The following is a 23473-nucleotide window of genomic DNA, read 5'->3' on the forward strand; positions in this document are numbered from 1 at the left end:
CCAAGATCGTGGAGACGCTGATCGAGGAGGCCATGCGGATCGCCGAGGAGATGGGCGAGGCCGGGGTCGAGCCCGGCGAGCCCACCGTCGCCGTCACGGGCTGAAAGCCCCCGTCCCCCCTTTCCCCGACACGTCCAGGAGGACCCATGTCCACGACCTCCCCTCCCCGGACCGCGCGCGGTCCCCTCCACGCCGTCGGCCGCTACGCGCGGCTCGTCAAGTACAAGTTCGTCATCGACTTCCTCCTCGCGCTCGTCATCGTCGCCACCCTGCTCGGACCCGCCGCGCTCGTGTCCGGCACCACCCCCCTCGCGCTGCTGTTCTTCGCCCTGGGGATGCTCGGCGTGCTGGCGGCCGTCATGACCCTGGACGACGTCACCGGGGCGCAGGACGGCAGCGACACCGCGAACTACGTGGAGACTCCCAGCGGCCAGCTCCGGCCCCTGTCCCGCAAGCCCCTCCTCACCGGTGAGATCACCGTCCGCGACGCGCGCGCCTTCGGCATCGCGGGCCTGGTCTGGGGGGTGCTGTGGTGGGCGGCCGCGCTGCTGTACGCCCCCGGCGAGCCGTGGGTGATCGTCACCATGGCCCTGCTGGCGTTCCTGAGCGTGCAGTACTCCTGGGGGCTGAAGTTCAGCTACTACGGGCTCGGCGAGGCGGTGCTCCTGTTCTCCGCCGCGGCGTTCCTGATCGCCCCCTACGGGCTGGTGACCGGGCAGCTCCCCCTGATGGTGCTGGTCCAGGGCCTGCTGTTCGGCTTCGGGCAGCTCCTGATCGCCGGCTACTCCAACACCAACGACGTGCGCGGCGACGCCGAGGCGGGCCGCCGCACCGTCGCGGTGCTCACCTCCGAGTCCGGGAACAAGGTGTTCCTGGCCGTGCTGACCTGCGTGAACATCGCGGTGATCGTGGTCCCGGTGGCCGTGGGCGCCCTGCCCTGGACCTTCCTCCTCGTCCTGGCGCCCTTCGTGGTCCTGCGGGTGCGCCAGTACGCCGGGTTCCTGCGCACCGGCGACCCGCTGGTCGCGCGGAGCCGGGGCATCTGGGCCTTCCGGACGGTGGTGGCCTGCCTGCTGCTGTTCAACGTGCTCGAAGCCGTCCTGTAATGCGGGCGGCGGGCCCCCTCCCCCCGAGGGGAAGGGGGCCCGCCGCCCGGGGAACGCGGACGGCCGGTGCTCCCCCGCGGGGAGCACCCACTCCCATGGGCGGCCGCCCGTCCCCCCGTCACTCCCTGGAGCCGTGGCCCGGCCTGCCGCCCGCCGCGATCCCGTGCTCGCGCCGGGTCTTCTCGAACCAGCCGGCCACCTCGGCCCGGGAGGACATCTCCAGCTTGCGCATGACGTTGCGCAGATGGTTGATCGCGGTCCATTTGGAGATCCCCAGCCGGTTGGCGATCCGGTGGTTGGTGTCGCCCTGCGCCACCAGTTCGGCCACCTGGAGCTCCCGCGCGGTCAGCGGGGTCCCGGTGATGCCCGCGGGCTGTGCCGGGCCGGTGTCCGCGGCCGGGGCGTCGGTGGTGTGGAGCGGTGTGAGCGCCTCGGCCACCACCGTCCTGACGTCCAGACCCTGACCGGTGGACCAGCACTCCATGAACGCCCGTTCCCCGAGGGCGCTCCGGGCCTGGTCCAACGACCGCTCCACCTCTCCGGCCAGCGGTGCCAGGGAGGCGTAGCCGGTCTCCGCGCGCCGGGCGGCCATCGCCGAGGCGATGAGCACGGCCTGGCGCAGCGGCTCGCGCTGCCCGCGCGCGGTCCACGCGCGCAGCACCGCCACACGCTCCAGCGCGGGGATCAGCGCGGGCAGGCAGTTCCACCCGGCCAGGCAGCGGATCGAGGACTCGAGGCACTCCTCGGCCTCCTGCTCGTCCTCGGGGCGGCCCCCGCAGAGCATCGCGGTGGAGAAGACGGCCTCGGCCACCGCCGCGCCGACCTTGTGGCCCACCCGCTCGGCCATGTAGAAGGACGCCTCCGCGGTCTTGCGGGCCGCCCGGTGCTCCCCCCGCGCGATCAGGGCCTCGGCCAGGTCGCGCAGCACGCCCGACCGCTCGTCCTCGGCCCCGGACCTCGACAGGTGGGCGTCGGCCTCCCGGAGCAGGGCCTCGGCCTCGCGCGGGGAGCTGCGCTGGAGCGCGAGGACCCCGGCCCAGCGGGTGTCGACGGCCATGGCGACGACGTTCCCGGAGGCGCCGTGCTCGCGGCGGGCGGCGGTCAGCAGCTCCTCCGCCTCCTCGTACCGCCCCAGGAGGACCGACAGCCGGCCCAGGGCCGAACGGGCCTCCCGGGCCCGCCGCTCCGGGAGCAGGCCCTCCCGCAGCGCGTCGCGCAGGACGGCCGCGACCCGGACCATGTCCTGGTGCCCGTACAGCCCCAGGGTGGTGGCCAGGTCGGTGGCGGTGAGGGGGTCCTCCTCCAGCAGGAACTCCATGGCCGCCAGGAGGTCCGCCTGGCGGCGGTACACCCCCTGGGAACGGCGCGGGCGGTTCCAGCGCGTGGCCGGGTCGCACAGGAAGAGCGCCCACCGCGCGAAGTACGCGGCGTGGGCGCGGCGCGCGCCGTCCAGCCGGCCCTCGGCGCGCATGCTCTCCAGGAGGAACTGCCGGGTCAGGCCCAGGAGGCGGAAGACGATCTGGCCGTCGGACTCCTCGACCGCGTCGAGGAGGCTGACGTTCACCAGGCGCGCCAGGTGCTTCTCCGTCTCGTCCGCGCCGGTGCCGGAGATGGCGACGGCCGCCGGGACGTCGACCTTGGAGTGGAAGACCGCGAGGTGTTCGAGAAGCGCCCGCTCCTGCGGTGTGATCTGGCGCAGGGCCCAGGCGATGGCCTCCTGTACACCGGTGTGCCGGGAGAGGGTCTCCCCGTGCTCGCCGGAGAGGGTCCCCAGGTCCTCCTCCAGGCCGTCCAGGACCTCGCGCGCGGAGCAGAACTTCATCCGCGCCGCGGCGAGCTCGATGGCCAGGGGCAGGCCGTCGGTCCTCTGGCACAGGAGCATCACCGCCTCGTGGTTCTCGGGGGTGAACTCGAATATCGGGCGGATCGCCTGGACCCGCCGCAGGAACAGCCGGACGGAGGGCAGGGACCGGGAGTCGGTCCACTCCTCCCCGTTGCCCGCCTCCGGGGTGGGCAACGGCGCCAGGCGCAGGACGGCCTCCCCGTAGGCCCCGATGGGCGTCGGCCCGGTGACCAGGACGGTCGTCCCCGGGCGGGCGGCGAGCAGGGGAGGGAGGGCCTCCCGGAGCTGGGGGAGGATCTGCTCGCATCCGTCGAGGATCAGCAGCGACCTCCCCTCTCCCGTCGGCGGCGCCCCGGCCACCGGGGAGGGGAGGACGTCGACCAGGGCTGACTCGACCTCCTCCAGGGGGACGTCCGCGGACTTGCCGTAGTTGAGTCCTCCGATCTCCGGGCACACCACGTCGAGTTCGATGATCTTCGTCCCGGCCGTGAAGGTCTCCGCGACCTTCTCCAGGGCCGCGGCGGCCAGCCGGCTCTTGCCCACGCCCACGGGGCCGGTGATGGTCAGAATGCGCACTGCGGGGTCCGAAAGCCACTTCCCCAACCGGTCGAGTTCCGCCTCGCGGCCGATGAGAGGGGTGGAGAAATGGTTCCAGGATGTACGGTACGGGGCGGTTACATAACCCATGGTGCGCGGCAATGAATGCGACATGCTCAATCGTCTTCCGGTGCCGTGGTCCGATCGGTGATGTGCATTGCGCACTGCGCCGGGGTCAGGGGGGTGGTCGTCTCGTGCTCTGCGGGCGGCGGCCCCCGTTGTACGGGAATCCCCGGGCTGCGGGCCGGTGTCGGGTGTCGTGTTCTGTGTACTCTCGAGTACACCCGGTCACCGAGCATAGCGGTAAGGACGGTTCTGTGCCAAGGTTCTCCATTTCCCCGTCGGCCGGGCTCCGGGATAATTCATTTGTCCGCATCTCGGAATAGCGGGCGCCGGCGCCGGGCCGGATGTCCGCCCGGATGAGCCGATCCGGCGCCGGCGCCCGCCGGGTCCCGATCGGGACCCCATTCCGTGTTCGTTTCCCGGGATTTCCCCCGGCCCTCTGTGAACGCCCGCCCGCACCGAAAGGCGTCCGGCGCCGGGGACGGTGCCCGGGCCGGCGAATTCCCCCGGATTTCCCGCGCGGGCCCTTCTAGGTGGTGTACGGCCGCTTCCGGCGGCCCTCGCGCAGCACGTCGGACCACCACATCAGCTGGTCGAGGAAGGCCTTGGCGGCGATCTCCGTCTCCTCCACCTCCACCGGCCGCCCCTCCGCGTCGAAGCGGTCCCAGAAGTTCGGGAAGCTGAGCGTGTTCCGGATGGTGGCGGCGTGGACCTCGCTGAAGACCGGGCGCAGCTGCTCCACCGCGTGCAGGCCGCCGCCCACGCCCCCGTAGCTGACGAAGCCGACGGGCTTGGCGACCCACTCCTGGAAGAACCAGTCGATGGCGTTCTTCAGCGACGCGGGGTAGCCGCGGTTGTAGACCGGTGTCACCACGATGAAGGCGTCCGCCGCCGCCAGGCGCTCGCCCAGCGCCCGGACCTGGTCGGGCGCCTGCTCCCCGTCGTCCCCGGGCAGGACCACCGGGAGGTCCGCCTCGGCGAGGTCGATGAGATCCACGTCGATGTCGCCGTGCGCGCGGGCGCGCTCCGCCACCCACGCGGCAGGGGTCGCGCAGAAGCGGTCCTTGCGGATGCTCCCGATGATCACTGCCACACGTGTACGCTCGTTCTCCACCGTGCAACGGTCCTCTCTGGCGGTCCGGCCGTTCGGCCCGGGGTGCAGGGTTGCGGACCACTGTGCCCCCCGGGGGCTCCGGAATGGTTGTGATCGTGTTCCGGTCCGGCCCGAACCGCCGTAACCGCAGGAAGGGCGTCCGCGGGGGACGCCCGTTCGGCCGGCCGGGGGCCGCGCCGTTCATCCGGCCGCGGAGTCCCCGCGCAGCGGCCCCCACCAGTCGGGGTTCTCCGTGTACCAGGCCACGGTGGACGCGAGCCCCTCGTCGAAGGGCACGCGGGGCGCGTATCCCAGCTCGGTGCGGATCCGGGTGTCGTCCACGGAGTAGCGGCGGTCGTGCCCGGCCCGGTCGGCCACGCGGTCCACGGCCGACTCCGGGGCGCCGAGCAGCTCCAGGAGCCGCCGGGTCACGTCGAGGTTGGTGCGCCCGCTGCCGCCGATGTTGTAGACGCGGCCCGGCTCTCCCTTGGCCAGGACCAGGCCCAGGGCCCGGCAGTGGTCGTCCACGTGCAGCCACTCGCGCACGTTGAGGCCGTCGCCGTAGAGCGGCACCCGCCCGCCCCCGATCAGGGAGGTCGTGAACCGCGGCACCAGCTTCTCCGGGTGCTGGAACGGCCCGTAGTTGTTGGAGCAGCGGGTGATGCGGGCGTCCAGTCCGTGCGTGCGCACGAAGGACTGCACGAGCAGGTCGGCCGCGGCCTTGGAGGCCGCGTAGGGCGAGTTGGGGGCCACCGGGCAGGACTCGTCCCAGGAGCCCGTCTCGATCGAGCCGTACACCTCGTCGGTGGAGACCTGGAGGAAGCGGACCCCGCCGGCGCGCCGCGCCGCGTCGAGCAGGACGTGGGTCCCGAGCACGTTGGTCCGCACGAACGCCTCGGCCGCCGCGATGGATCGGTCGACGTGGCTCTCCGCCGCGAAGTTCACCACCGCGTCGTGGCCCGGGACGAGCCCGTCCATCCGGGCCGCGTCGGTGATGTCGGCCCGGACGAACGACAGGCGGGACGACTCCTCGGGCAGCCGCCGGCGGTCCCCGGCGTAGGTGAGCAGGTCGACCGCCGTCACCCGCGCCCCCTCGGTCCCGGGCAGCAGGTCCTCCAGGACGGAACGCACGAAATGCGCGCCGATGAATCCCGCGGCCCCGGTCACCAGAATCCTCATGGTGCCTCCGTGCTCGCCCCGTGTTCGACCGGCGGTCGCGAAGGTTTCATTCACAGAGGGCGGCGCTGATCGTATTGAAACCTCCGATCACCTGAAAATAATGGTCGTGAAAGCCAATGCGGCAAGGATTTGCGCGCTGGTTTGTCAGGTTGAAAAAAATGGATCGACGCCATTGACACGCATATCCTTTCCTGCGAGCCTCGGTTCGTCGAATTTCACACGGGAAAGAGTGGTCATGGCCATGCGGGTGTGGGACTACGTGGAAGAGTACGAAGCCGAACGGGAAGAGATCCTGGCCGCGGTCGACAGGGTCTTCCGTTCCGGGCAGCTGGTCCTGGGCGAGAGCGTCCGCGGATTCGAGCGGGAGTTCGCGGGCTACCACGGGACTGCGCACTGCGTGGGAGTGGACAACGGCACCAACGCGCTCGTCCTCGCACTGGAGGCCCTCGGAGTGGGCCCCGGCGACGAGGTCGTGACCGTTTCCAACACCGCGGCGCCCACCGTGGTCGCCATCCACTCCACGGGCGCCACCCCGGTGTTCGTCGACGTCCGGGAGGAGGACTTCCTCATGGACGTGAAGCAGGTCGCCGCCGCCATCACGCCCCGGACCCGGGCGCTCCTGCCGGTGCACCTGTACGGCCAGTGCGTCGACATGGAGCCGCTGCTGCGGCTGGCCGAGGAGCACGGCCTGGCCGTCGTCGAGGACTGCGCGCAGGCGCACGGCGCCCGGCACCACGGCAGGATCGCGGGCACCATGGGCCACGCGGCCGCCTTCTCCTTCTACCCCACCAAGGTCCTGGGCGCCTACGGCGACGGCGGCGCCGTCCTGACCCCCGACGCCGGGGTCGACGCGAACCTGCGCCGCCTGCGCTTCTACGGCATGGAGGAGCGCTACTACACGGTGGCCACCCCGGCCCACAACAGCCGGCTGGACGAGGTGCACGCCGAGATCCTGCGCGGCAAGCTCGCCCGCCTGGACTCCTACATCGAGGGGCGGCGCCGGGTGGCGCGCCGCTACGCCGAGGCCCTGGCCGACACCGACCTGATCCTGCCCCGGACCGCCCCCGGCAACGACCACGTGTACTACGTGCACGTGGTGCGCCACCCGCGCCGCGACGCGATCATCGAGGCGCTGCGCGAACACGACATCCACCTCAACATCAGCTACCCCTGGCCGGTGCACACCATGAGCGGGTTCGCGCACCTGGGCTACTCCGAGGGCGACCTGCCGGTGACCGAGCGGCTGGCCCGGGAGATCTTCTCGCTGCCCATGTACCCGTCGCTGTCGGAGGGCGCCCAGGACAAGGTCATCGGCGCACTGAGGGAGGTCCTGGCCCGGATCTGACCGGGGCCGGAGCGCTCAGGCGTGCCACATGTCGTGGAGGGAGCGCTCCACGGGGATCCGGGGGCGCCAGTCCAGCAGGCGTTCGGCGGCGGACACGTCGGCCAGGGACCATCCGCCGCCGAACCCGCCCACGTCCCCCGGCGTCTGCTCGACGGCGTCCGCGGGCACCCCGGACACCTCCACCATGCGGGCGACCATGTCCTTGACCGCGACGGCGCGGCCCCCGCCGATGTTGACCAGGCCCCCGCCGCGCTCACAGGCGCGCACCACCGCGCGGGCGACGTCCCGGACGTCGACGTAGTCGCGGTGGTCCCCCGCGATCCGCAGCGACGGCCGCTCGCCCGCCAGGGCGCGGCGGAACGACCGCTGGAGCAGGCCGGGGAAGGAGGCGGGGGAGGGGTGCGGCCCGCACACGTTCGCCAGCCGCAGCACCGCCGGGTCCGGGACCCCCGGGCCCGCCGAGGCCAGCACCGTCTCGCTCGCGATCAGCCTGCTGCGCGCGTAGGCGCCGCGGGGGCGGGCCGGGTCCTCCTCGCGGACCCGCCCGCCCCACTGCTGTTCGCCGTACTCGTGCAGGGTCCCCAGGTGCACCAGCCGGGGCGGGTCCGCCAGCTCCCGAACGGCCCGCACCAGGGTCAGCGCCGCCGTGGTGTTCGCCTCGTGCACGACCGCGTCGGGCCGGTGCCACCCGTCCCTGGCGTTGGCCGCGTCGGTCGCGTTCACCACCGCCGTCACCCGCTCCGAGCGCAGCAGCCCGGCGAGCGCCCCGGGCCGCACGGACGTCAGGTCCACGGGGTGGAACGGGTACCCGGACAGGTGCGCGGCCGGCGACCGCGCCAGCGCCACGACCCCGTGGCCGTGCGCGGCCAGGGCGGCGCACACGTGCCGCCCCACCCAGCCGGTCGCGCCGATCACCGCGACCCGCTCACCGGACACGGCCGCCCTCCCCGGCGTGGAGGGACTGTTCGAGGACGAGGCACTCCCGGTAGTCGGGCAGGGCCCCCAGCCGCGCGGCCTCGCCCAGGGACGGGGCCACCCGGTCGCGCTCGGAGATCTGCGTGTGCCCCGGCGGGATCTCCAGCCCCAGGTCGGGGTCGAAGGGGGCGACGGCCCGCTCGTTCTCCGCGACGTACTCCCGGGAGAGGAAGTACGACATCACGGTGTCGTCCTCCAGGGCGACGAAGAGGTGGCCCACACCCACCGGCAGGTAGGCCGACCTCCCCGAGGCGGGGTCCAGTTCGACGCTCTCCCACCGCCCGAACGCCGGCGAGCCGGTGCGCAGGTCGACGATGAAGTCCAGGGCCCGGCCCTGGGGGCAGTGCACGAGCTTGGCCATGCCCGGCGGGGTGGCGGTGTAGTGCACCCCGCGGACCACGCCGCGGCGCGACCGGCTGTGGCTGATCTGCGCCGGGGCGAACAGGGGGTGCCCCGCGGCCTCGGCGAAGGCCGAGGCCAGGAACGGTGAGGTGAACGTGCCGCGGGGGTCGGAGTACACCGGGGCCGTGAACACCAGCGCCCCCGGGATCGACAGCTGACGCGCGCGCATCCTCACCCGTTCCGTCGCGAGGTCGCGACGAACAGGCCGGGGCCCTCCGTCTCGACGTAGTCCACGTCGCAGCCCACCGCCGCGAACGCCTTCTCGTAGATCCCGCGCTCGATGATCGCCAGCACGTGCTCGTCCTCGAAGGCCCGGATGCCCTCCGCGGGATCGGCGACCACGTAGTGGACGCGCATCCGGTGCGCCCCCTCTTCCCTGACCGCGTGCGAGACCCGGGCGATGGTCCGGTCCCCGACCGTCATCACGTCGCCCACGACGTGGCGGTCCAGGGCGGTCTCGGGGAAGTACCACGGCTCCAGGACGATCACCCCGCCCGGCGCCAGGTGCCGCGCGAAGGTGTCGAGCGCCTCGACGAGCCCGCGCTCGCCGCCGGCGTAGCCGATGGAGCTGAACATGCAGGTGATCACGTCGAACCGGCCGTCGATGCGGAAATCGCGCATGTCGCCGATGTGGACGGGGACGTCGGCGAGTTTGGCGCGGGCCACCCGCACCATGTCGGGGGCCAGGTCGATCCCCTCGACGTGCTCGAAGTGCGCGCTCAGGTGCTCCAGGTGCGAGCCGGTCCCGCAGGCGACGTCGAGCAGCGACGCCGCCCCGGGCCGGCGCTCGCGCACCAGCGCGGCGATCTGCCCGGCCTCGCGGGCGTAGTCCTTGCCCCGGCGGCTGTAGATGGCCTCGTACAGGTCGGCCGAGGACCGGTAGATCCCCGAGAGCGGTGCGGAGGGGCTGTTCATGGCGGACTCCTCGTCGGCTGCGCCGGGTCAGACCGTGTGCGGTTCGGGGACGTAGAGGACCCAGCGGCCTCCCTGCTCGCGGAACCACCGCTCCTTCTCCATGATCTCCTCGGCGTGGTTCCAGGCGAAGAGCAGCAGGTGTCCGGGAGGGTCCTCGCGCAGGGCGGCGGGCGGTACCACGGGGATGTGCGCCCCGGGGGTGAGCATGCCCTGCTTGGCCGGGGTGCTGTCGTAGACCCGGCGGATGAGGCCGGGGCCCAGCCCGGCGTAGTTGACGACGGTCGCGCTCTTGGCCGTGGCGCCGTAGGCGTCCACCGTCCCGCCCTCCGCGACGATCCGCTCGAGGAGGGCGATCAGGCCGTTCCTGACCGAGGCCACCGACCCGGCGAAGGCCCGCAGGGTGTCGGGGGAGTGCAGCCCCCGCTCCTCCTCTTCGGCGATCAGCGCGGTCACCGCGTCCGAGACCGGCCGCGCGCCCGCGCGGGCGATGGTGTAGCGCACCTCGCCGCCGTGGACGGGCAGCCGCCGCACGTCGACCAGCTCCAGGCCGTGGCGGGCCACCATCGCGCGCACCGACGTCGCCGAGAACAGGAAGAAGTGCTCGTCGTAGATCTGGTCGAACGAGGTCCGGGACACGATGTCGCCGAAGTAGGGGTCCTCGAACACGAAGACGCCGTCCGGCCCCAGCAGGGCGTCCACGCCCTTGAGGACGGAGTCGATGTAGGGGATGTGGCAGAACGTGTTCGCGGCGAAGATGACGTCCGCGGGGCCCTCCTCCAGCCGCAGCGCCTCCGCCGTGGTGGCCTCGAAGAACTCCTCCCGCACCCGGATCCCGGCGCCGCGCGCCACCGCGGCCACGCTCCCCGACGGCTCGAACCCGACGTGGCGGACGCCCGCGTCGCGCACGGTGGAGAGCATGACCCCGTCGTTCGAGCCGATCTCGACGATGAGCGGGTCGTTCCCGGTCAGCTCCGTCTCCAGGAAGCCCCGCGCCGTGCCGGCGAAGTGCTCGCGCATGACGGAGGAGCCGCTGGAGAAGTACGGGTAGTCGGCGTGGAACATGCGCTCGCGGGGGACCTCCTCCATGAGCTGCACCATGGAGCAGGAGCCGCACTGCCCCACGTGCAGCCGGTAGAAGAACTCCTCGGTGTCGTCCTGCGGCGAGCGGAAGACGTCCGAGAGCGGCTGCCGGCCCAGGTCGAGGAAGCGTTCGACGGACCCGCCGCAGACGCGGCACCGGGTCGTGGCGGGCGGGGACTGCGCGGGCGCGGCCATGGGGTCTCCTCCTGAGCGGTGTCGCCCCGGCGGCCCGGACCCCGGGTCCGGGCCGCCGGGGCCGGAGCGATCTGGCCCGAGCATGCCCGCCGGGCGGCGGATCGGCCACGGGCGGTCCCGGCGCGTGTCAGGTCGGCGGGCCGTGCGGGGTCCCCGGACCGGAGCGCGGGGCACGTTCTAGGGTGGCCGGTGGGTCCCGGTACCGGGACCCACCGGCCACGACCGACAGGGGAGCACCTTGCCCGACGAACCCACCCCCCTCGACCCCGGCCACTGGGCCGCCCGGCTGTCCGACCTCGCCGGACGGCACGGCGTCCCCGGCGCCCAGCTCGGCATCCTGCGCCTGTCCCCCGACGGGGGGCAGGAGACCGCCGCGGTGGCGCACGGCGTCCTGGACACCGACACCGGCCACCCCGTCACCCCCAGGTCCGCCTTCCAGATCGGCTCGGTTTCCAAGGTCTGGACGGCCACCGTCGTCATGGGCCTGGTCGAGGAGGGCCTGCTGGCCCTGGACACCCCCGTCGCGGAGGTCCTGCCCGAGCTCGTCCCCTCCGCCGGCGCCACCACCGCCGGGGTCACCGTCCGCCACCTGCTCACCCACACCAGCGGTATCGACGGCGACCTGTTCACCGACACCGGCCGCGGCGACGACGCGATCGAGCGCTACGTCGCACCGCTCGCCGACGCCCTCCGCGTCCACCCCCTGGGCGCCACCTTCTCCTACTGCAACTCCGGGTTCGTGCTGCTGGGCCGGATCATCGAACGCCTCACCGGGCAGGTGTGGGACGAGGCGATGCGCGACCGCCTCTTCGCGCCGCTGGGCCTGGAGCGCACCGGCACCCTGCCCGAGCACGCCCTGCTGAACGACCCCGCGACCGGCCACGTCGAGGGCCTGCCCGACCCGGTGCGGACCACGCAGTGGGGGCTGCCCCGGGCCATCGGACCGGCCGGGGGCGTCACCGCCGACGTCGGCGACGTGCTGGCCTTCGCCGCCCTCCACCTGCGCGGCGGCACCACGGCCGACGGGACCCGCCTGCTGTCGCGGGACACCGTCCGCGCCATGGCCGAGCCGCAGGTGGGCCTGCCCGACCCCTACACCCTCGGCGACTCCTGGGGGCTGGGCTGGATCCGCTACGACTGGGACGGGCACCGCGCCATCGGCCACGACGGCAACACCATCGGCCAGTCCGCGTTCCTGCGTCTGCTGCCCGGGGCGGGCCTGGCCGTCGCCCTGCTCACCAACGGCGGCCGCACCCGCGACCTCTACCAGGACCTGTACCGGGAGGTGTTCGAGGCCCTGGCCGGGGTGCGCGTCCCCGGCGCCCTGGAACCGCCCGCCGACCCGCCGCACCACGACGTCACCCCGCACCTGGGCGTGTACGAGGGCGCCGCCGGGCGCCTGGAGGTGCTGGCGGGCGCGGACGGCCCGGTACTGCGCAGCACCGCCCTGGGCCCGCTGGCCGAGCTGCGGCCCGACCCCGTCCAGGAGCACCCCATGGCGGCGGTCGCCCCCGGTGTGTACGCCACCCGCCCCGAGGACGCCGTGACCTGGTCGCCGGTGACCTTCTACCGGCTGGAGACGGGGCAGGAGTACGCCCACCGCAACGGCCGCGCCCTGCCCCGGGTGGACTCACCCGCCGTGTAGGGCCTCGGCGGTCGCCGTGCCGACGATCCCGGCGGGCGGTCCCTGGTAGAGGACCCGCCCGCCGCGTTCGCCCGGCCCCGGCCCCAGGTCGATGAGGTGGTCGGCGTGGCGCATGACGTCCACGTCGTGCTCGACGACGACCACGGTGTGCCCCCGCTCGACCAGCCGGTCCAGCACCCCGAGCAGCACGGCGACGTCGCCCGGGTGCAGCCCGGTGGTGGGCTCGTCCAGGACGTACAGGGTCGGGCCGGCGGCGTCGCGCAGCTCCCGGGCGATCTTGAGGCGCTGGCACTCGCCGCCGGACAGGCTCGTCAGCGGCCGTCCCAGCCGCAGGTGGCCCAGCCCCACCCGGTCCAGGCGGCGCAGCGCCGTCCGGATCGCCTCGTCGGGCAGCAGGGCGAGGGCCTCGGCGACCGTGAGGGCGTCGATGTCGGCGATGGTCAGCCCCGCCACCCGGTGGCGCAGCACCTCCTCGGTGAAGCGCCGGCCCTCGCAGACCGGGCACAGGACCTCCTCGGCCTCCAGGAACGCCAGGTCCACGCGGACCGTGCCCAGCCCCCGGCACTCGGGGCAGGCGCCCTCGGAGTTGGCGCTGAACCGGCTCGCGGGCAGCCCGCTGCGCTCGGCGAACAGCGCGCGCAGCGGCGCGGCGATCCCGGTGTAGGTGACGGGGGTGGAGCGCCGGTGGGCGGTCACCGGCCGCTGGTCGAGCACCACCGCCCCGTGCCCCTCGACCAGCTCCGCCGCCAGGCTGGACTTGCCCGAGCCGGCGACGCCGGTCAGGACGGTGAGCACCCCGGTGGGCACGTCCACGGTGACGTCCTTGAGGTTGTTGCGGCGGGCGCCGCGCACCGTGAGCGCCCCGGTGGCCGGGCGGGGCACGGCCCGGACCGGCGCCCGGGCGGCCAGGGCCGCGGCGGTGGCCGTGCCCGCGGACCGCAGCGCGCCGAAGGTCCCCTGGTGGACCACCCGGCCCCCGTCGGCCCCGGCCCCCGGGCCGATCTCGACGACCTCGTCGGCGATCGCCATGACGGCCGGGTCGTGCTCGACCACCAGGACCGTGTTGCCCAGGTCGCGCAGCCGGAGCAGCAGCTCCGTCATCGACGCGACGTCGCGCGGGTGCAGGCCCGTGGTGGGCTCGTCGAAGATGTAGGTCATCCCCACCAGGCCCCCGGCCAGGTACCGGACGGTCGTGATCCGCTGGGACTCGCCGCCGGACAGGCTCGCGGTGCCCCGGCCCGGGTGCAGGTACCCCAGCCCGATCCCGACCAGGGCCCGCAGGCGCGCCTCCAGCCCGGCCACCACCGGGGCCACGGCGGGGTCGTCCACCTCCCGCACCCAGGCGGCCAGGTCGGCGATCTCGGTGCGGGCGAGCCCGCCCAGGGTGCGGCCGCGGACCGTGGCGGCGCGGGCCGCCGCGTTCAGGCGGTCGCCCCCGCACTCCGGGCAGGGCGCCGCGCGGGTGAACCGGGCCGTCACCTCGCGCTTGCGCTCGGAGGCCTCCCCGCCGGAGCGCAGGTGGATGCGCTCGAACCGCTCCACGATCCCCTCGTACTCGCGGGCGGGCCGGGTGCCCAGCCGCGCCGCGTGCTCGCCGCCGTACAGCAGGGCGCGGCGCTCCTCGGGCGTCCACTCGCGCAGCGGGGTGTCGGCGGTGAAGGAGCCGATGTCGGCGTAGCGCTCGTACCAGTGGCGGCCGTCGCCGAACCCCGGCACCCGGATCGCCCCCTGAGCCAGCGACAGGTCGAGGTCCAGGAACCGGTCGACGGCGCTCACCACGGTCTCGCCCAGCCCCGAGCAGGCCGGGCACATCCCCGCCGGGTCGTTGAACGAGAACCGGGAGGCCTCGCCCACGTGCGGGGTGCCGATCCGGGAGAACAGCAGCCGCAGGTACGCCCAGACCCCGGTGGCGGTGCCGACGGTGGAGCGGGCGTTGCCGCCCAGCCGGCGCTGCCCGACCACCACCACGGGGGTGAGCCCCTCGACGAGGTCGGCGTCGGGGCGGCTCCACTTGGGCAGCCGCTCCCGGGCGAACGGGGGGAAGGTCTCGTTGAGCCGGTGCCCGGCCTCGGCCGCGACCGTGCCGAACACCAGCGACGACTTGCCCGAACCCGACACGCCCGCGAACACCACCAGGCGTCCGCACGGGATGTCGAGGTCGATGGACTTGAGGTTGTTGGTCCGCACTCCGCGCAGGCGGATCACCGCGTTGGTCTCCATACCGGCGACGCTACGAGCAGATGTGGCCGGAATCCGGCCGCGATATCGGCGAGACTGGACCCATGGCGGACGTCACCGGGCGCACCCTCGCCCTGCTCACCACACTCCAGTCCGGGCGCTCGTTCACCGGGGAGGAACTGGCCGCGCGGCTGGGCGTCAGCCCCCGGACGCTGCGCCGCGACGTGGACCGCCTGCGCGGCTACGGCTACCCGGTGAGCACCCGGCCCGGGCCCGGCGGCCACTACCGGCTGGTCGCGGGCTCCTCCGTGCCCCCGCTGGTGTTCGACGACGACGAGGCGACCGCGACCCTGCTGGCGCTGGCCGCCCTGGCGGCGGGCGGCGCGGCCGAGGGCGGGAGCGTGGAGGAGGCCGCCACCCGCGCCTACGGCAAGGTCGACCAGTACCTGCCCGCGCGGCTGCGGCACCGGGCGGCCCGCCTCCGGGAGAGCCTGGAGAGCACGACGCCGCCCGGGCCGGGCACCGCGGCCGGGAGCCTGGCCGCCCTGGCCGACGCGATCCGGGACCGGCGGACCGTCGCCTTCGACTACCGGGGGCGCACCGGGCGGGAGTCCTCGCGGCGGGTCGAGCCCCACCGGCAGGTCCACCACCGGGGCCGGTGGTACCTGCTGGCCTGGGACACCGGCCGCGAGGACTGGCGGGTGTTCCGCACGGACCGCATGGCCGGCCTGCGGACGACGCACGACGCCTTCACGCCCCGGCCGCTGCCCGCCGACACCGCCGCGGAGTACCTCCGGCGCGGCCTGGACCGGGAGCGCACACGGGTCGTCCTCACCGTGGCCGCGCCCGCTGCGGCGGTCGCCGACGCCTTCGCCGAGCACGACGCCGAGGTCGAGGCCCTGGCGGGGGAGCGGACCCGGGTGGCGGTCATGGCCGACACCTGGGAGTGGCTGCTCACGCCCCTGGCGTTCCTGGACGCCGACGTCACCGTGCACGGGCCGCCGGAGGCGCGGGCGGCCCTGCGGGCCTTCGGCGCCCGCCTGGCGGAACAGGGCTAGGCCCCGGCCGTCGGCGGTGCCGTTCCGGGCCCGGGTGGGCGCCGCCCACCCCCGGGCGCTGTGTCCACCGGATCGGGTGCGGGGCGGCGGACCCGGAGGCGGCCGCTCCCGGCCCCAGGGCACAGCGCCGACCCCCTGCGCAGGGGCGGTAACAGTGCGCACGTACGGCGTTCACCGGGCCGCGACTGATGGTCCCCGACCGTTCACACCGCGTTGCCCCCGGGCGGCTACCGTCGCTGCGTCAGCGTTCCCCGGCAGAAAGGCACCCCCCGTGTCCCCCCTCGCCGCCCGCCGCGCCTTCGCCCTGTTCGGCTCGACCCTCCTGGCCCTGACCGCGGTCGCCGCCACCGCCCCCGCCGCGACCGCGGCCACCGACCCCGAGCGCGTGATCCTCACCCCCACCGCCGACCCCGCCACCTCGCAGACCCTCACCTGGCGCTCGGACGGCTCCGGCGACCCGGTGCTCCAGATCGCCCCGGCCGCCGACCCCGACCGGGTCGACACCGTCGAGGGCGCCGACACCGCCTCGGTCAACGGCACCTTCCACGCCGCCACCGCCACCGGCCTGACCCCCGGCACCGACTACCGGTACCGCGTCGGCGACGGGACCTCCTTCAGCCCCTGGCGGGTCTTCACCACGGCCTCCTCCGGCGCCGACCCCTTCACGTTCCTGTACTTCGGCGACATCCAGAACGGCATCTCCACCGGCGGCGCCACCATGGTGCGGGCCGCCCTGGCCGCCGAGCCCGACGCCGAACTGGCCGTCCACGCCGGCGACCTCATCAACACGGCCGACAGCGAGTCGGAGTGGACCGAGTGGTTCGACGCCATCGGCCCCGAGGCCGCGGGCACCATGAACCACATCACCGCCCCCGGCAACCACGAGTACTCGCTGCTGTCCCTGAGCCGCTACTGGACCGCCCAGTTCCCCGGTGCGGGCAACGGCCCCACCGGCGGCCGCCACCTGCCCGAGACCGTCTACCACACGGACTACCAGGGCGTGCGGTTCGTCGTCCTGAACTCCAACTACCGCAACGCCGCCCCGCTGAGCACCCGCTCCTGGCTGGACACCCAGCAGCGGTGGCTGGAGGAGACCCTGGAGTCCAACCCCCACGAGTGGACGGTGGTCACCTTCCACCACCCCGTCTTCTCCAACAGCCCCAGCCGCGACAACCGGCCGCTGCGCGACGCCTGGCTGGACACCCTGGAGGAGCACGGCGTCGACCTGGTCCTCCAGGGCCACGACCACTCCTACGCCCGCGGCAACCTCACCGCCAACCGCACCGACGACCCGGCCGTGCAGACCGGGACCGTCTACACCGTCGCGGTGACCGGCACCAAGATGTACGACGTCTCCGACGGCAACTGGACCTCCAACGGCGCCGAGGCCCGCGTCCAGATCGCCGACACCCCGACCTTCCAGGCCGTGGAGGTCGACGGCGACCGGCTGGTCTACACCGCGCGCACCGCCGACGGCACGGTGGTGGACGCCTTCACCATCGACAAGAGCGACGGCAAGCGCGTCACCGACACGCTCTGACCGGGAGCGGCGCCCCCGGCCCCCGGGGGCGCCGCGGCCCTCCCGGCAGGGGCTCCGCCCTAGGCGCGGGGCCGCTCCGCGCGCCCGGCGCCCACCAGCCCGGACTCGTAGGCGGCGATCACCAGCTGGGCCCGGTCCCGGGCGTGGAGCTTGGCCAGCAGCCTGCCGATGTGGGTCTTGACCGTGGCCATGCTCAGGTGCAGGTGCTCGGCCAGCTCAGCGTTCGAGAACCCCGAGGCGACCAGCCGCAGCACCTCCGTCTCCCGCTCCGTGACACTCCCCGGCAGGGCGGACGGGCGCCCGGCCCCGGGGCCGCGGACGAAGGCGGCGATCAGCCGGCGGGTGACCGAGGGCGACAGCAGCGACTCCCCGGAGGCCACGACGCCGACGGCCTCGATCATCTTCGCGGGCGGGGTGTCCTTGAGCAGGAAGCCCGCCGCCCCCGCGTGCAGCGCCGCGTAGACGTACTCGTCCAGGTCGAAGGTGGTGAGGACGAGCACGCGGACCCCGGACGTCCGGGGGTCCGCGCAGATCCGGCGGGTGGCCTCGATGCCGTCCAGGACCGGCATGCGGATGTCCATCAGGACGACGTCCGGCAGCAGGCGCCGCGCCTCCTCCACCGCCTCCGCCCCGGTGGCGGCCTCGCCCGCGGCGGCCATCCCCGGGGTGTGGTCGATCAGGAACCGGAGGCTGCCCCGGAGCATCGCCTGGTCCTCCGCGACCAGCACCCGGACGCCGGGACCCGTCACCGCCCCTCCTCCGCGACCGGCAGGCGCGCGGAGACCGCGAACCCGCCGCCCGGGCGCGGCGCCGCCGAGAGCTCGCCGCCGTACAGCAGCACCCGTTCGCGCAGGCCCGCCAGCCCGTGCCCGCCCGGGAGGCGGGGCCGCCGCCACCCCGCCGGCCCCTCGTCCACGACGTCGACGGCGACCGTGCCGTCCCCGACCGCCACGGTGACCCGGCACCGGGTCGGGGCGGCGTGCTTGACCGCGTTGGCCAGGGCCTCCCGCACGATCCGGTGCACCAGCGCCCGGGGGGCGTCGGACAGGGCGTCCAGGCCGCCGACCGACGACTCCACGGCGACCCCGGCGCGTTCCGCGTCCCCGATCGCCTCCCGCAGGTCCCCGTCGGCGGGGGAGAGCGGTCCGCCCTCCCGCAGCGCCCCGAGGGTGCGGCGCACGTCCGTCAGCGCGGACCGGCCGATCTCCTCGATGTCCCGGAGCGCGGCTCGCGGGTCGGCCTCGGGCACGTGGGCGGCCACACCCGCGCGCACCGTGATCAGGCCCAGGGTGTGCGAGACGGCGTCGTGCATGTCACGGGCGATCCGCAGCCGCTCCTCGGCCGCCGCCCGCTCCGCCAGGTGCCGTTCCCACCGGCCCTCCTGCTCCTTCCGGACGCGGACGGCGGCCCCCAGCGCCCACGCGCCGCCGACGGCCGCCGCCACCAGCAGGGCCAGGCCGACCGCCTCCGCCCGGTCACCGGAGGGGGTGACCAGCGCCTGACCGGCGTACACCCCGCCGCAGGCCACCGCCAGCGCGGCGGCGAGCGCGGGCGCCGAACGCCGGGAGGGCGGCGCGGACCCCGCGGTGTGGGCGGCCAGCGCGGCCGCCAGATAGGGCTCCCGGGTGAGGTCCAGGAGGGTGGCTGCGGTGAGGGCGGCCAGGATCACGCCCAACGCCGCCAGGGGCCACCGGCGGCGGAACACGAGCGGCGCGCCGACCCCGAGGGCGATGGCGACGGCGAGCCAGGGCGGGCCGGGGTAGGCGGGCTGCCCGTCGGTCCCGGGCAGGTACGCGAAGCCCGTGTAGACCGCGGTCGCGGCGACCGCCGCCACCAGGTCCTGGACACGGGGGCGACGGACATCGCGGGAATCCATGGCGTAAAGGTACCGATACCGGTGTGCTCAGCCCAGCCGGCCCAGGGCCGTCAGCGCCGCCAGCGCCGCCAGGGCCACCGCTCCCCACCCCAGGACCGCGGCCGGCCGCGGCCTGGGCCGGGCGCGCAGCAGTTCCACTCCGGTGGGCACCAGCGCGATCGCGAGCCCGGCCACGGCGACCAGCGACAGCGGCGCGGTGCCCTTCAGCACGCCCAGCGGCAGCGCCGCGGTCGCGGCCAGGGCCAGGGCGCGGACCGGCCCCAGGACCCGGGCGCGCAGCGCGCCGAACGCGAGGATCACCCAACCGGCCGGGATGACCGCGTTCAGCGTCGAGAACACGTGGAAGGCACCGTAGGTCTCGGAGACGACCCGGGCGGTGGCGGCGGCCCCGAGCGCCTCGGCCGACCGGAAGGCCATGTGGTCCGCCCCGGCGTGGAAGACCCGGGCGACCAGCCCGGACACGACCGCCAGCCCGCCCCACAGGCCCCAGGCGGGGGCGCGTTCGGCGACGCGCGCCGCGAGCACCGCCGCGGCGGGCCACAGCAGCAGGAGCGCGGCCCCGGTGAGGGCGTGCGAGACGGTCATGGTGACGGGATGGTGCCCGTAGGCGGTGAGCTGCGCCGCGGGGGTGAACGCCGCGGGGAGGCGCACCAGCATGCCGGCCGCCAGGAGCAGGGGCGCGAGGACCGCGCACACACCGCCGACCCACCGGACGGGGAGGTGGAGGGCCGGAACGGACACGGGTGTTCGGGGAGAGGTCATGTGCACGACCCTGCCGGGCGGACGGCGCCGGGGCGTCGGACCGGGGACCGGTCCTGGCCGTCCTACCGTGGCATGACCCGGGGCGCCGGAGCCGCTCCGGGAGGCCCGCCCCTGTCGGGGACCGGGCGGGCCGCCCCGGCCGCCCCGCCGGAACGGCCCGCCGGTGTCAGGCCTGCGTCCGCTCCGCCTTCTCGGGCTCGGCGGAGCCCCAGCAGAGCACGTTGGGCAGGTCCGGCAGCCGGTCCGCGGTGAAGACCGGGTCCAGGCCCTGCCTGCGCTGGTCCGTGTAGTCCTTGAGCAGTTTCAGCGCGACCCCCGCCAGCGGGACGACCGCCGCCAGGTTGACCAGCGCCATGAAGCCCATGGTCGTGTCGGACAGCGTCCACACCAGCTGGATCGAGCCGATGGAGCCCAGGAAGGTCGCCACCAGGAACACCCACTTGTACGCGGTCAGCAGCTTCTCGCTCGGGTTGAGGAAGCCGACGTTGGACTCGCCGTAGTAGTAGTTGCCCAGCACCGAGGTGAAGGCCAGCAGGAAGATGATGATGGTGAGGGCGTGCACCGCCCAGGCGCCCAGGTTCGCGCCCAGGGCGTCCTGGGTCATCGTGGCCCCCAGGTCCTCGCCGTAGGCCGGGTCGGACACCAGGATGATGAAGGCGGTGACCGAGCAGACGACGAGGGTGTCGAAGTAGACGCCCAGAGTCTGCACCAGCCCCTGCTTGACCGGGTGGCTGACACTCGCCGTCGCGCCCGCGTTGGGCGCCGACCCCAGCCCGGCCTCGTTGGAGAACATCCCGCGGCGCACGCCCTGGATGATCGCCGTGCCCAGCCCGGCGGCGGCGATCTCGCGCAGCCCGAACGCGTGGGTGAACATGAGCGCCAGGACGCCGGGGACCTTCTCGATGTTCATCAGGACGACCGCCACACCCAGCAGCAGGTAGGCGAGGGCCATGAACGGCACCAGCAGCTGGGCGACGTGGGCGATGCGCCGGATGCCGCCGAAGATCACCGCGGCGGTCAGCGCCACCAGGCCCAGCCCGATGGCTGCGGGCAGCCACGGCATGGCGCCGGTGTCCGCGCCCAGTTCCGCGGCGGACCCGGCCAGGGTCGTGGAGATGGTGTTGGCCTGCACGGCGTTGAAGACGAAGCCGAAGGTCACCGTGATGGTGATCGCGAAGACCACGCCAAGCCAGCGCCTGCCGAGCCCGTACTGCATGTAGTAGGCGGGGCCTCCCCGGAAACCGCCCTGGTAGGGCACCTTCCACAGCTGGGCCAGCGTGGACTCCACGAAGCTGGCCGCGCCGACCAGGAGCGCCATCATCCACATCCACACCACGGCGCCGGGGCCGCCCAGGGAGATGGCGGTCGCGACGCCCGCGACGTTGCCGGTGCCGACCCGGGCCGCGGCGGACACCGCGAACGCCTGGAAGGACGAGATGGAGCGCCTGCCGTCGCCGTCCGTCCGTGTGGAGCCGCCCAGCGCGCGGAACATGTCGGGCAGCAGGCGCAGCTGCACCAGCCCCAGGCGGACGGTGAAGTACAGGCTCGCGGCGACCAGCACCACGATGACCAGGGGCCAGAAGAGGTCGTTGTTGAAGGCGCCGATGGCGTCGGTCAGCCCTTGCATGGGAGAGAGGATCACCGTTTCCACAGAGGAGGACAGAGGAGGTCAGTACGAAGGGCCTTTTTCGCCTGATTCGTCCGCATCAAACACGGAGCGACCGTCGAGACACCTCCTGTCACGTAATCGTTGCCCGACCGTGGTGGCATCGGGACCTGTGCGCGCCGCCGGACCCGGGTGCCCCTGTGTCCCGTGGGGCACGAGTGCCACCCGAACGCCCATGGGACGCTGTACGGTCGGAGCGGACGGTTCCGGAGCCCCGCCCCCCGGCGGAGCCGGGCCCCACGCCCGCGACGACGAGGACCACGGTGAACGACAACGACCGGTACGGGGACGCGGCGCCCGCGCGGGTGACCGCGGCGCAGGTGGAGGAGGCGGCCGCCCGCCTCGCCGACGTCATCGCGCCCACCCCGCTCCAGCGCAACGAGCGCCTCTCCGCGCGCTACGGCCTGGACGTGCGGCTCAAACGCGAGGACCTCAACGCCGTCCGCTCCTACAAGGGGCGCGGCGCCCTCAACTTCGTGCGCTCGCTCGACCCCGCCCGCCGGGAGCTGGGCGTGGTTTGCGCGAGCGCGGGCAACCACGCCCAGGGGGTGGCGTTCGCGTGCGCCTCCCTGGGCATCCGGGCGCGCATCCACCTGCCCAGGACCACCCCGCGCCAGAAGCGCGAGCGGGTGACCGCGCTGGGCGGGGGGAGCGTGAGCGTCATCGTCGCCGGGGACACCTACGACGACGCCGCGGCGGCCGCCCGGGCCGACGCCGAGGTGCTGGGGATGACCCTGCTGCCCGCCTTCGACGACCCGCGCACCATCGCCGGGCAGGGCACCGTGGTCAAGGAGGCCGTGGAACAGCTCGGCCGGGCCCCCGACGCCGTCGTGGTGCCGGTGGGCGGCGGCGGACTCCTGGCGGGGACGCTCACCTGGCTGCGCGGGCACCACCCGCGGGTCCGGGTGATCGGCGCCGAGCCGGAGGGGGCCGCGAGCATGGCGGCCGCCCTGCGCGCGGGGCGGCCGGTGGACCTGGACCACCTCGACCCGTTCGTGGACGGCGCCGCCGTGCGCCGGGTCGGCCGCATCACCCACGCGGTGGCGGCCGAGCGCCCGCCGCACCTGGTCGCCGTGCCCGAGGGGCGCATCTGCCGGGAGATGCTCGACCTGTACCAGACCGACGGCATCATCAGCGAACCCGCGGGCGCGCTCGCCTCCGCCGCGCTGGACCTGGACGTCGACCTCCCCGAGGGCGCGACGGTCGTGTGCGTGCTCTCCGGCGGGAACAACGACGTGAGCCGGTACGCCGAGATCGTCGAGCGGGCGCTGGTCCACGAGGGGCGCAAGCACTACTTCCTGGTGGACTTCCCCCAGGAGCCGGGCGCGCTGCGCCGCTTCCTCGACGACATCCTGGGGCCGGACGACGACATCACCCGGTTCGAGTACGTCAAGCGCAACAACCGCGAGACCGGCCCCGCCCTGGTGGGCGTGGAGCTGGGGGCGCCGGAGGACCTGGAACCCATGCTCAAGCGCATGGAGGCCGCCCCGCACCGCATCGAACGGGTCCGCCCGGACAGCCCCCTCTTCGGTTTCCTGGTCTGACCCCGTGCACGACCGCGCCGCAGAGCCGACCGAACCGTGCACGGCCTGCGGCGGAGCCCGCACCGGTTGGGCGGGTCGGTCCGTCGAGGACGGCCGCCTGCACTGGACACTCGAATGGCTCTGTGCCTGCGGTCAGGTCTGCGACCGTGGCAGGGGCCCGGCCCCGGCACGGGTCCGCGAGGCGATCGTCGCCCGCCACGGCACGCACCGCCTCGTCCTGACCGATCCGCAGACCCGGAGCGGCGCGGTCCCCAAGGCCTTCCGCGACGTGTTCGGCCTGCCCCTCGCCGAGGCCGTACGGGCCGCCGCCGCGCTGCGCGGCCCGGGTTGGGAGGGCACCCACCCCGAGGTCGCCCTCATCGCCGCCCTCCTGGCCGCGGCGGGTCTGTCCACCGCCGTTCGCTGATAGTC

Annotated in this window: 19 protein-coding genes; 7 read left to right on the top strand and 12 right to left on the bottom strand. The window is 74.3% G+C overall.

Annotation, left to right across the window (positions count from 1 at the left end):
- Positions 1–146: 146 nt before the first annotated feature.
- Complete coding sequence (locus ABZ249_RS26295) at positions 147–1106, top strand: UbiA family prenyltransferase (RefSeq protein ID WP_355268026.1); 960 nt, start codon at positions 147–149, stop codon at positions 1104–1106.
- A 118-nt stretch (positions 1107–1224) separates the two neighbouring features.
- On the opposite strand, the gene ABZ249_RS26300 is transcribed toward ABZ249_RS26295, so the two are convergent.
- The 3 genes from ABZ249_RS26300 to rfbB form a co-directional block, all read right to left on the bottom strand.
- Entirely contained in the window at positions 1225–3525 is a 2301-nt protein-coding gene (locus tag ABZ249_RS26300; RefSeq protein WP_355268029.1) for a LuxR C-terminal-related transcriptional regulator, read from the bottom strand.
- A 613-nt stretch (positions 3526–4138) separates the two neighbouring features.
- Entirely contained in the window at positions 4139–4702 is a 564-nt protein-coding gene (locus tag ABZ249_RS26305; protein WP_355268032.1) for an NAD(P)H-dependent oxidoreductase, read from the bottom strand.
- A 201-nt stretch (positions 4703–4903) separates the two neighbouring features.
- Complete coding sequence (gene rfbB, locus ABZ249_RS26310; protein WP_355268035.1) at positions 4904–5881, bottom strand: dTDP-glucose 4,6-dehydratase; 978 nt, start codon at positions 5879–5881, stop codon at positions 4904–4906.
- Positions 5882–6116: 235 nt separating this feature from the next.
- Between rfbB and ABZ249_RS26315 the strand changes: the two genes are divergently transcribed.
- Positions 6117–7226, top strand: a complete 1110-nt coding sequence (locus tag ABZ249_RS26315) for a DegT/DnrJ/EryC1/StrS family aminotransferase (protein WP_355268038.1) — start codon at positions 6117–6119, stop codon at positions 7224–7226.
- A 15-nt stretch (positions 7227–7241) separates the two neighbouring features.
- Here ABZ249_RS26315 and ABZ249_RS26320 read toward each other — a convergent pair whose 3' ends face one another.
- The 4 genes from ABZ249_RS26320 to ABZ249_RS26335 are packed head-to-tail and all read right to left on the bottom strand — an operon-like array spanning position 7242 to position 10793.
- Positions 7242–8162: an NAD(P)-dependent oxidoreductase gene (locus ABZ249_RS26320; protein ID WP_355268041.1), complete on the bottom strand. Its 921-nt coding sequence runs from the start codon at positions 8160–8162 to the stop codon at positions 7242–7244.
- Positions 8152–8772 carry a dTDP-4-dehydrorhamnose 3,5-epimerase family protein gene (locus ABZ249_RS26325; RefSeq protein ID WP_220560682.1) on the bottom strand — a complete coding sequence of 207 codons (621 nt, stop codon included), beginning with the start codon at positions 8770–8772 and terminating at the stop codon, positions 8152–8154. Before ABZ249_RS26325 ends, ABZ249_RS26320 begins: the two co-directional genes overlap by 11 nt.
- Before the next feature lie 2 nt (positions 8773–8774).
- Positions 8775–9518: a methyltransferase domain-containing protein gene (locus tag ABZ249_RS26330; protein WP_355268044.1), complete on the bottom strand. Its 744-nt coding sequence runs from the start codon at positions 9516–9518 to the stop codon at positions 8775–8777.
- 27 nt (positions 9519–9545) lie between these two features.
- A complete protein-coding gene (locus ABZ249_RS26335; protein WP_355268047.1) occupies positions 9546–10793 on the bottom strand; it encodes a class I SAM-dependent methyltransferase in 1248 nt (415 codons plus the stop codon).
- A 238-nt stretch (positions 10794–11031) separates the two neighbouring features.
- Here ABZ249_RS26335 and ABZ249_RS26340 point away from each other — a divergent pair, with 238 nt between their 5' ends.
- Positions 11032–12438 (top strand): serine hydrolase domain-containing protein, encoded by a 1407-nt coding sequence (locus ABZ249_RS26340; RefSeq protein WP_355268050.1) that lies wholly within the window; start codon positions 11032–11034, stop codon positions 12436–12438.
- Here the strand turns inward: ABZ249_RS26340 and ABZ249_RS26345 are convergent.
- Positions 12424–14658: an ATP-binding cassette domain-containing protein gene (locus tag ABZ249_RS26345; RefSeq protein WP_355268053.1), complete on the bottom strand. Its 2235-nt coding sequence runs from the start codon at positions 14656–14658 to the stop codon at positions 12424–12426. The two genes, ABZ249_RS26340 and ABZ249_RS26345, sit on opposite strands and share 15 nt — an antisense overlap.
- Positions 14659–14720: 62 nt before the next feature.
- On the opposite strand from ABZ249_RS26345, the gene ABZ249_RS26350 reads away from it, so the two are divergent.
- Positions 14721–15674: a WYL domain-containing protein gene (locus ABZ249_RS26350; protein WP_355268056.1), complete on the top strand. Its 954-nt coding sequence runs from the start codon at positions 14721–14723 to the stop codon at positions 15672–15674.
- A gap of 271 nt (positions 15675–15945) precedes the next feature.
- Complete coding sequence (locus ABZ249_RS26355) at positions 15946–17214, top strand: metallophosphoesterase family protein (RefSeq protein WP_355268059.1); 1269 nt, start codon at positions 15946–15948, stop codon at positions 17212–17214.
- A gap of 59 nt (positions 17215–17273) precedes the next feature.
- Here ABZ249_RS26355 and ABZ249_RS26360 read toward each other — a convergent pair whose 3' ends face one another.
- The 4 genes from ABZ249_RS26360 to ABZ249_RS26375 form a co-directional block, all read right to left on the bottom strand.
- Positions 17274–17963, bottom strand: a complete 690-nt coding sequence (locus tag ABZ249_RS26360; RefSeq protein ID WP_355268062.1) for a response regulator transcription factor — start codon at positions 17961–17963, stop codon at positions 17274–17276.
- Positions 17960–19090 (bottom strand): sensor histidine kinase, encoded by a 1131-nt coding sequence (locus ABZ249_RS26365; protein ID WP_355268065.1) that lies wholly within the window; start codon positions 19088–19090, stop codon positions 17960–17962. The genes ABZ249_RS26360 and ABZ249_RS26365 overlap by 4 nt, the downstream gene beginning before the upstream one ends.
- Positions 19091–19117: 27 nt before the next feature.
- Positions 19118–19852 carry a hypothetical protein gene (locus tag ABZ249_RS26370; RefSeq protein ID WP_355268068.1) on the bottom strand — a complete coding sequence of 245 codons (735 nt, stop codon included), beginning with the start codon at positions 19850–19852 and terminating at the stop codon, positions 19118–19120.
- 166 nt (positions 19853–20018) lie between these two features.
- Positions 20019–21479, bottom strand: a complete 1461-nt coding sequence (locus ABZ249_RS26375; protein ID WP_355268071.1) for an alanine/glycine:cation symporter family protein — start codon at positions 21477–21479, stop codon at positions 20019–20021.
- Between the two features lie 302 nt (positions 21480–21781).
- On the opposite strand from ABZ249_RS26375, the gene ilvA reads away from it, so the two are divergent.
- The gene (gene ilvA, locus ABZ249_RS26380) at positions 21782–23062 is read left to right on the top strand and encodes a threonine ammonia-lyase IlvA (RefSeq protein ID WP_355268074.1); all 1281 of its coding nucleotides are present in this window, start codon (positions 21782–21784) and stop codon (positions 23060–23062) included.
- A gap of 4 nt (positions 23063–23066) precedes the next feature.
- Complete coding sequence (locus ABZ249_RS26385; protein ID WP_355268077.1) at positions 23067–23468, top strand: hypothetical protein; 402 nt, start codon at positions 23067–23069, stop codon at positions 23466–23468.
- Positions 23469–23473: the final 5 nt, after the last annotated feature.

It is taken from the genome of Nocardiopsis sp. NPDC006139 (genome assembly GCF_040614155.1).
Lineage (GTDB): Bacteria > Actinomycetota > Actinomycetes > Streptosporangiales > Streptosporangiaceae > Nocardiopsis > Nocardiopsis changdeensis.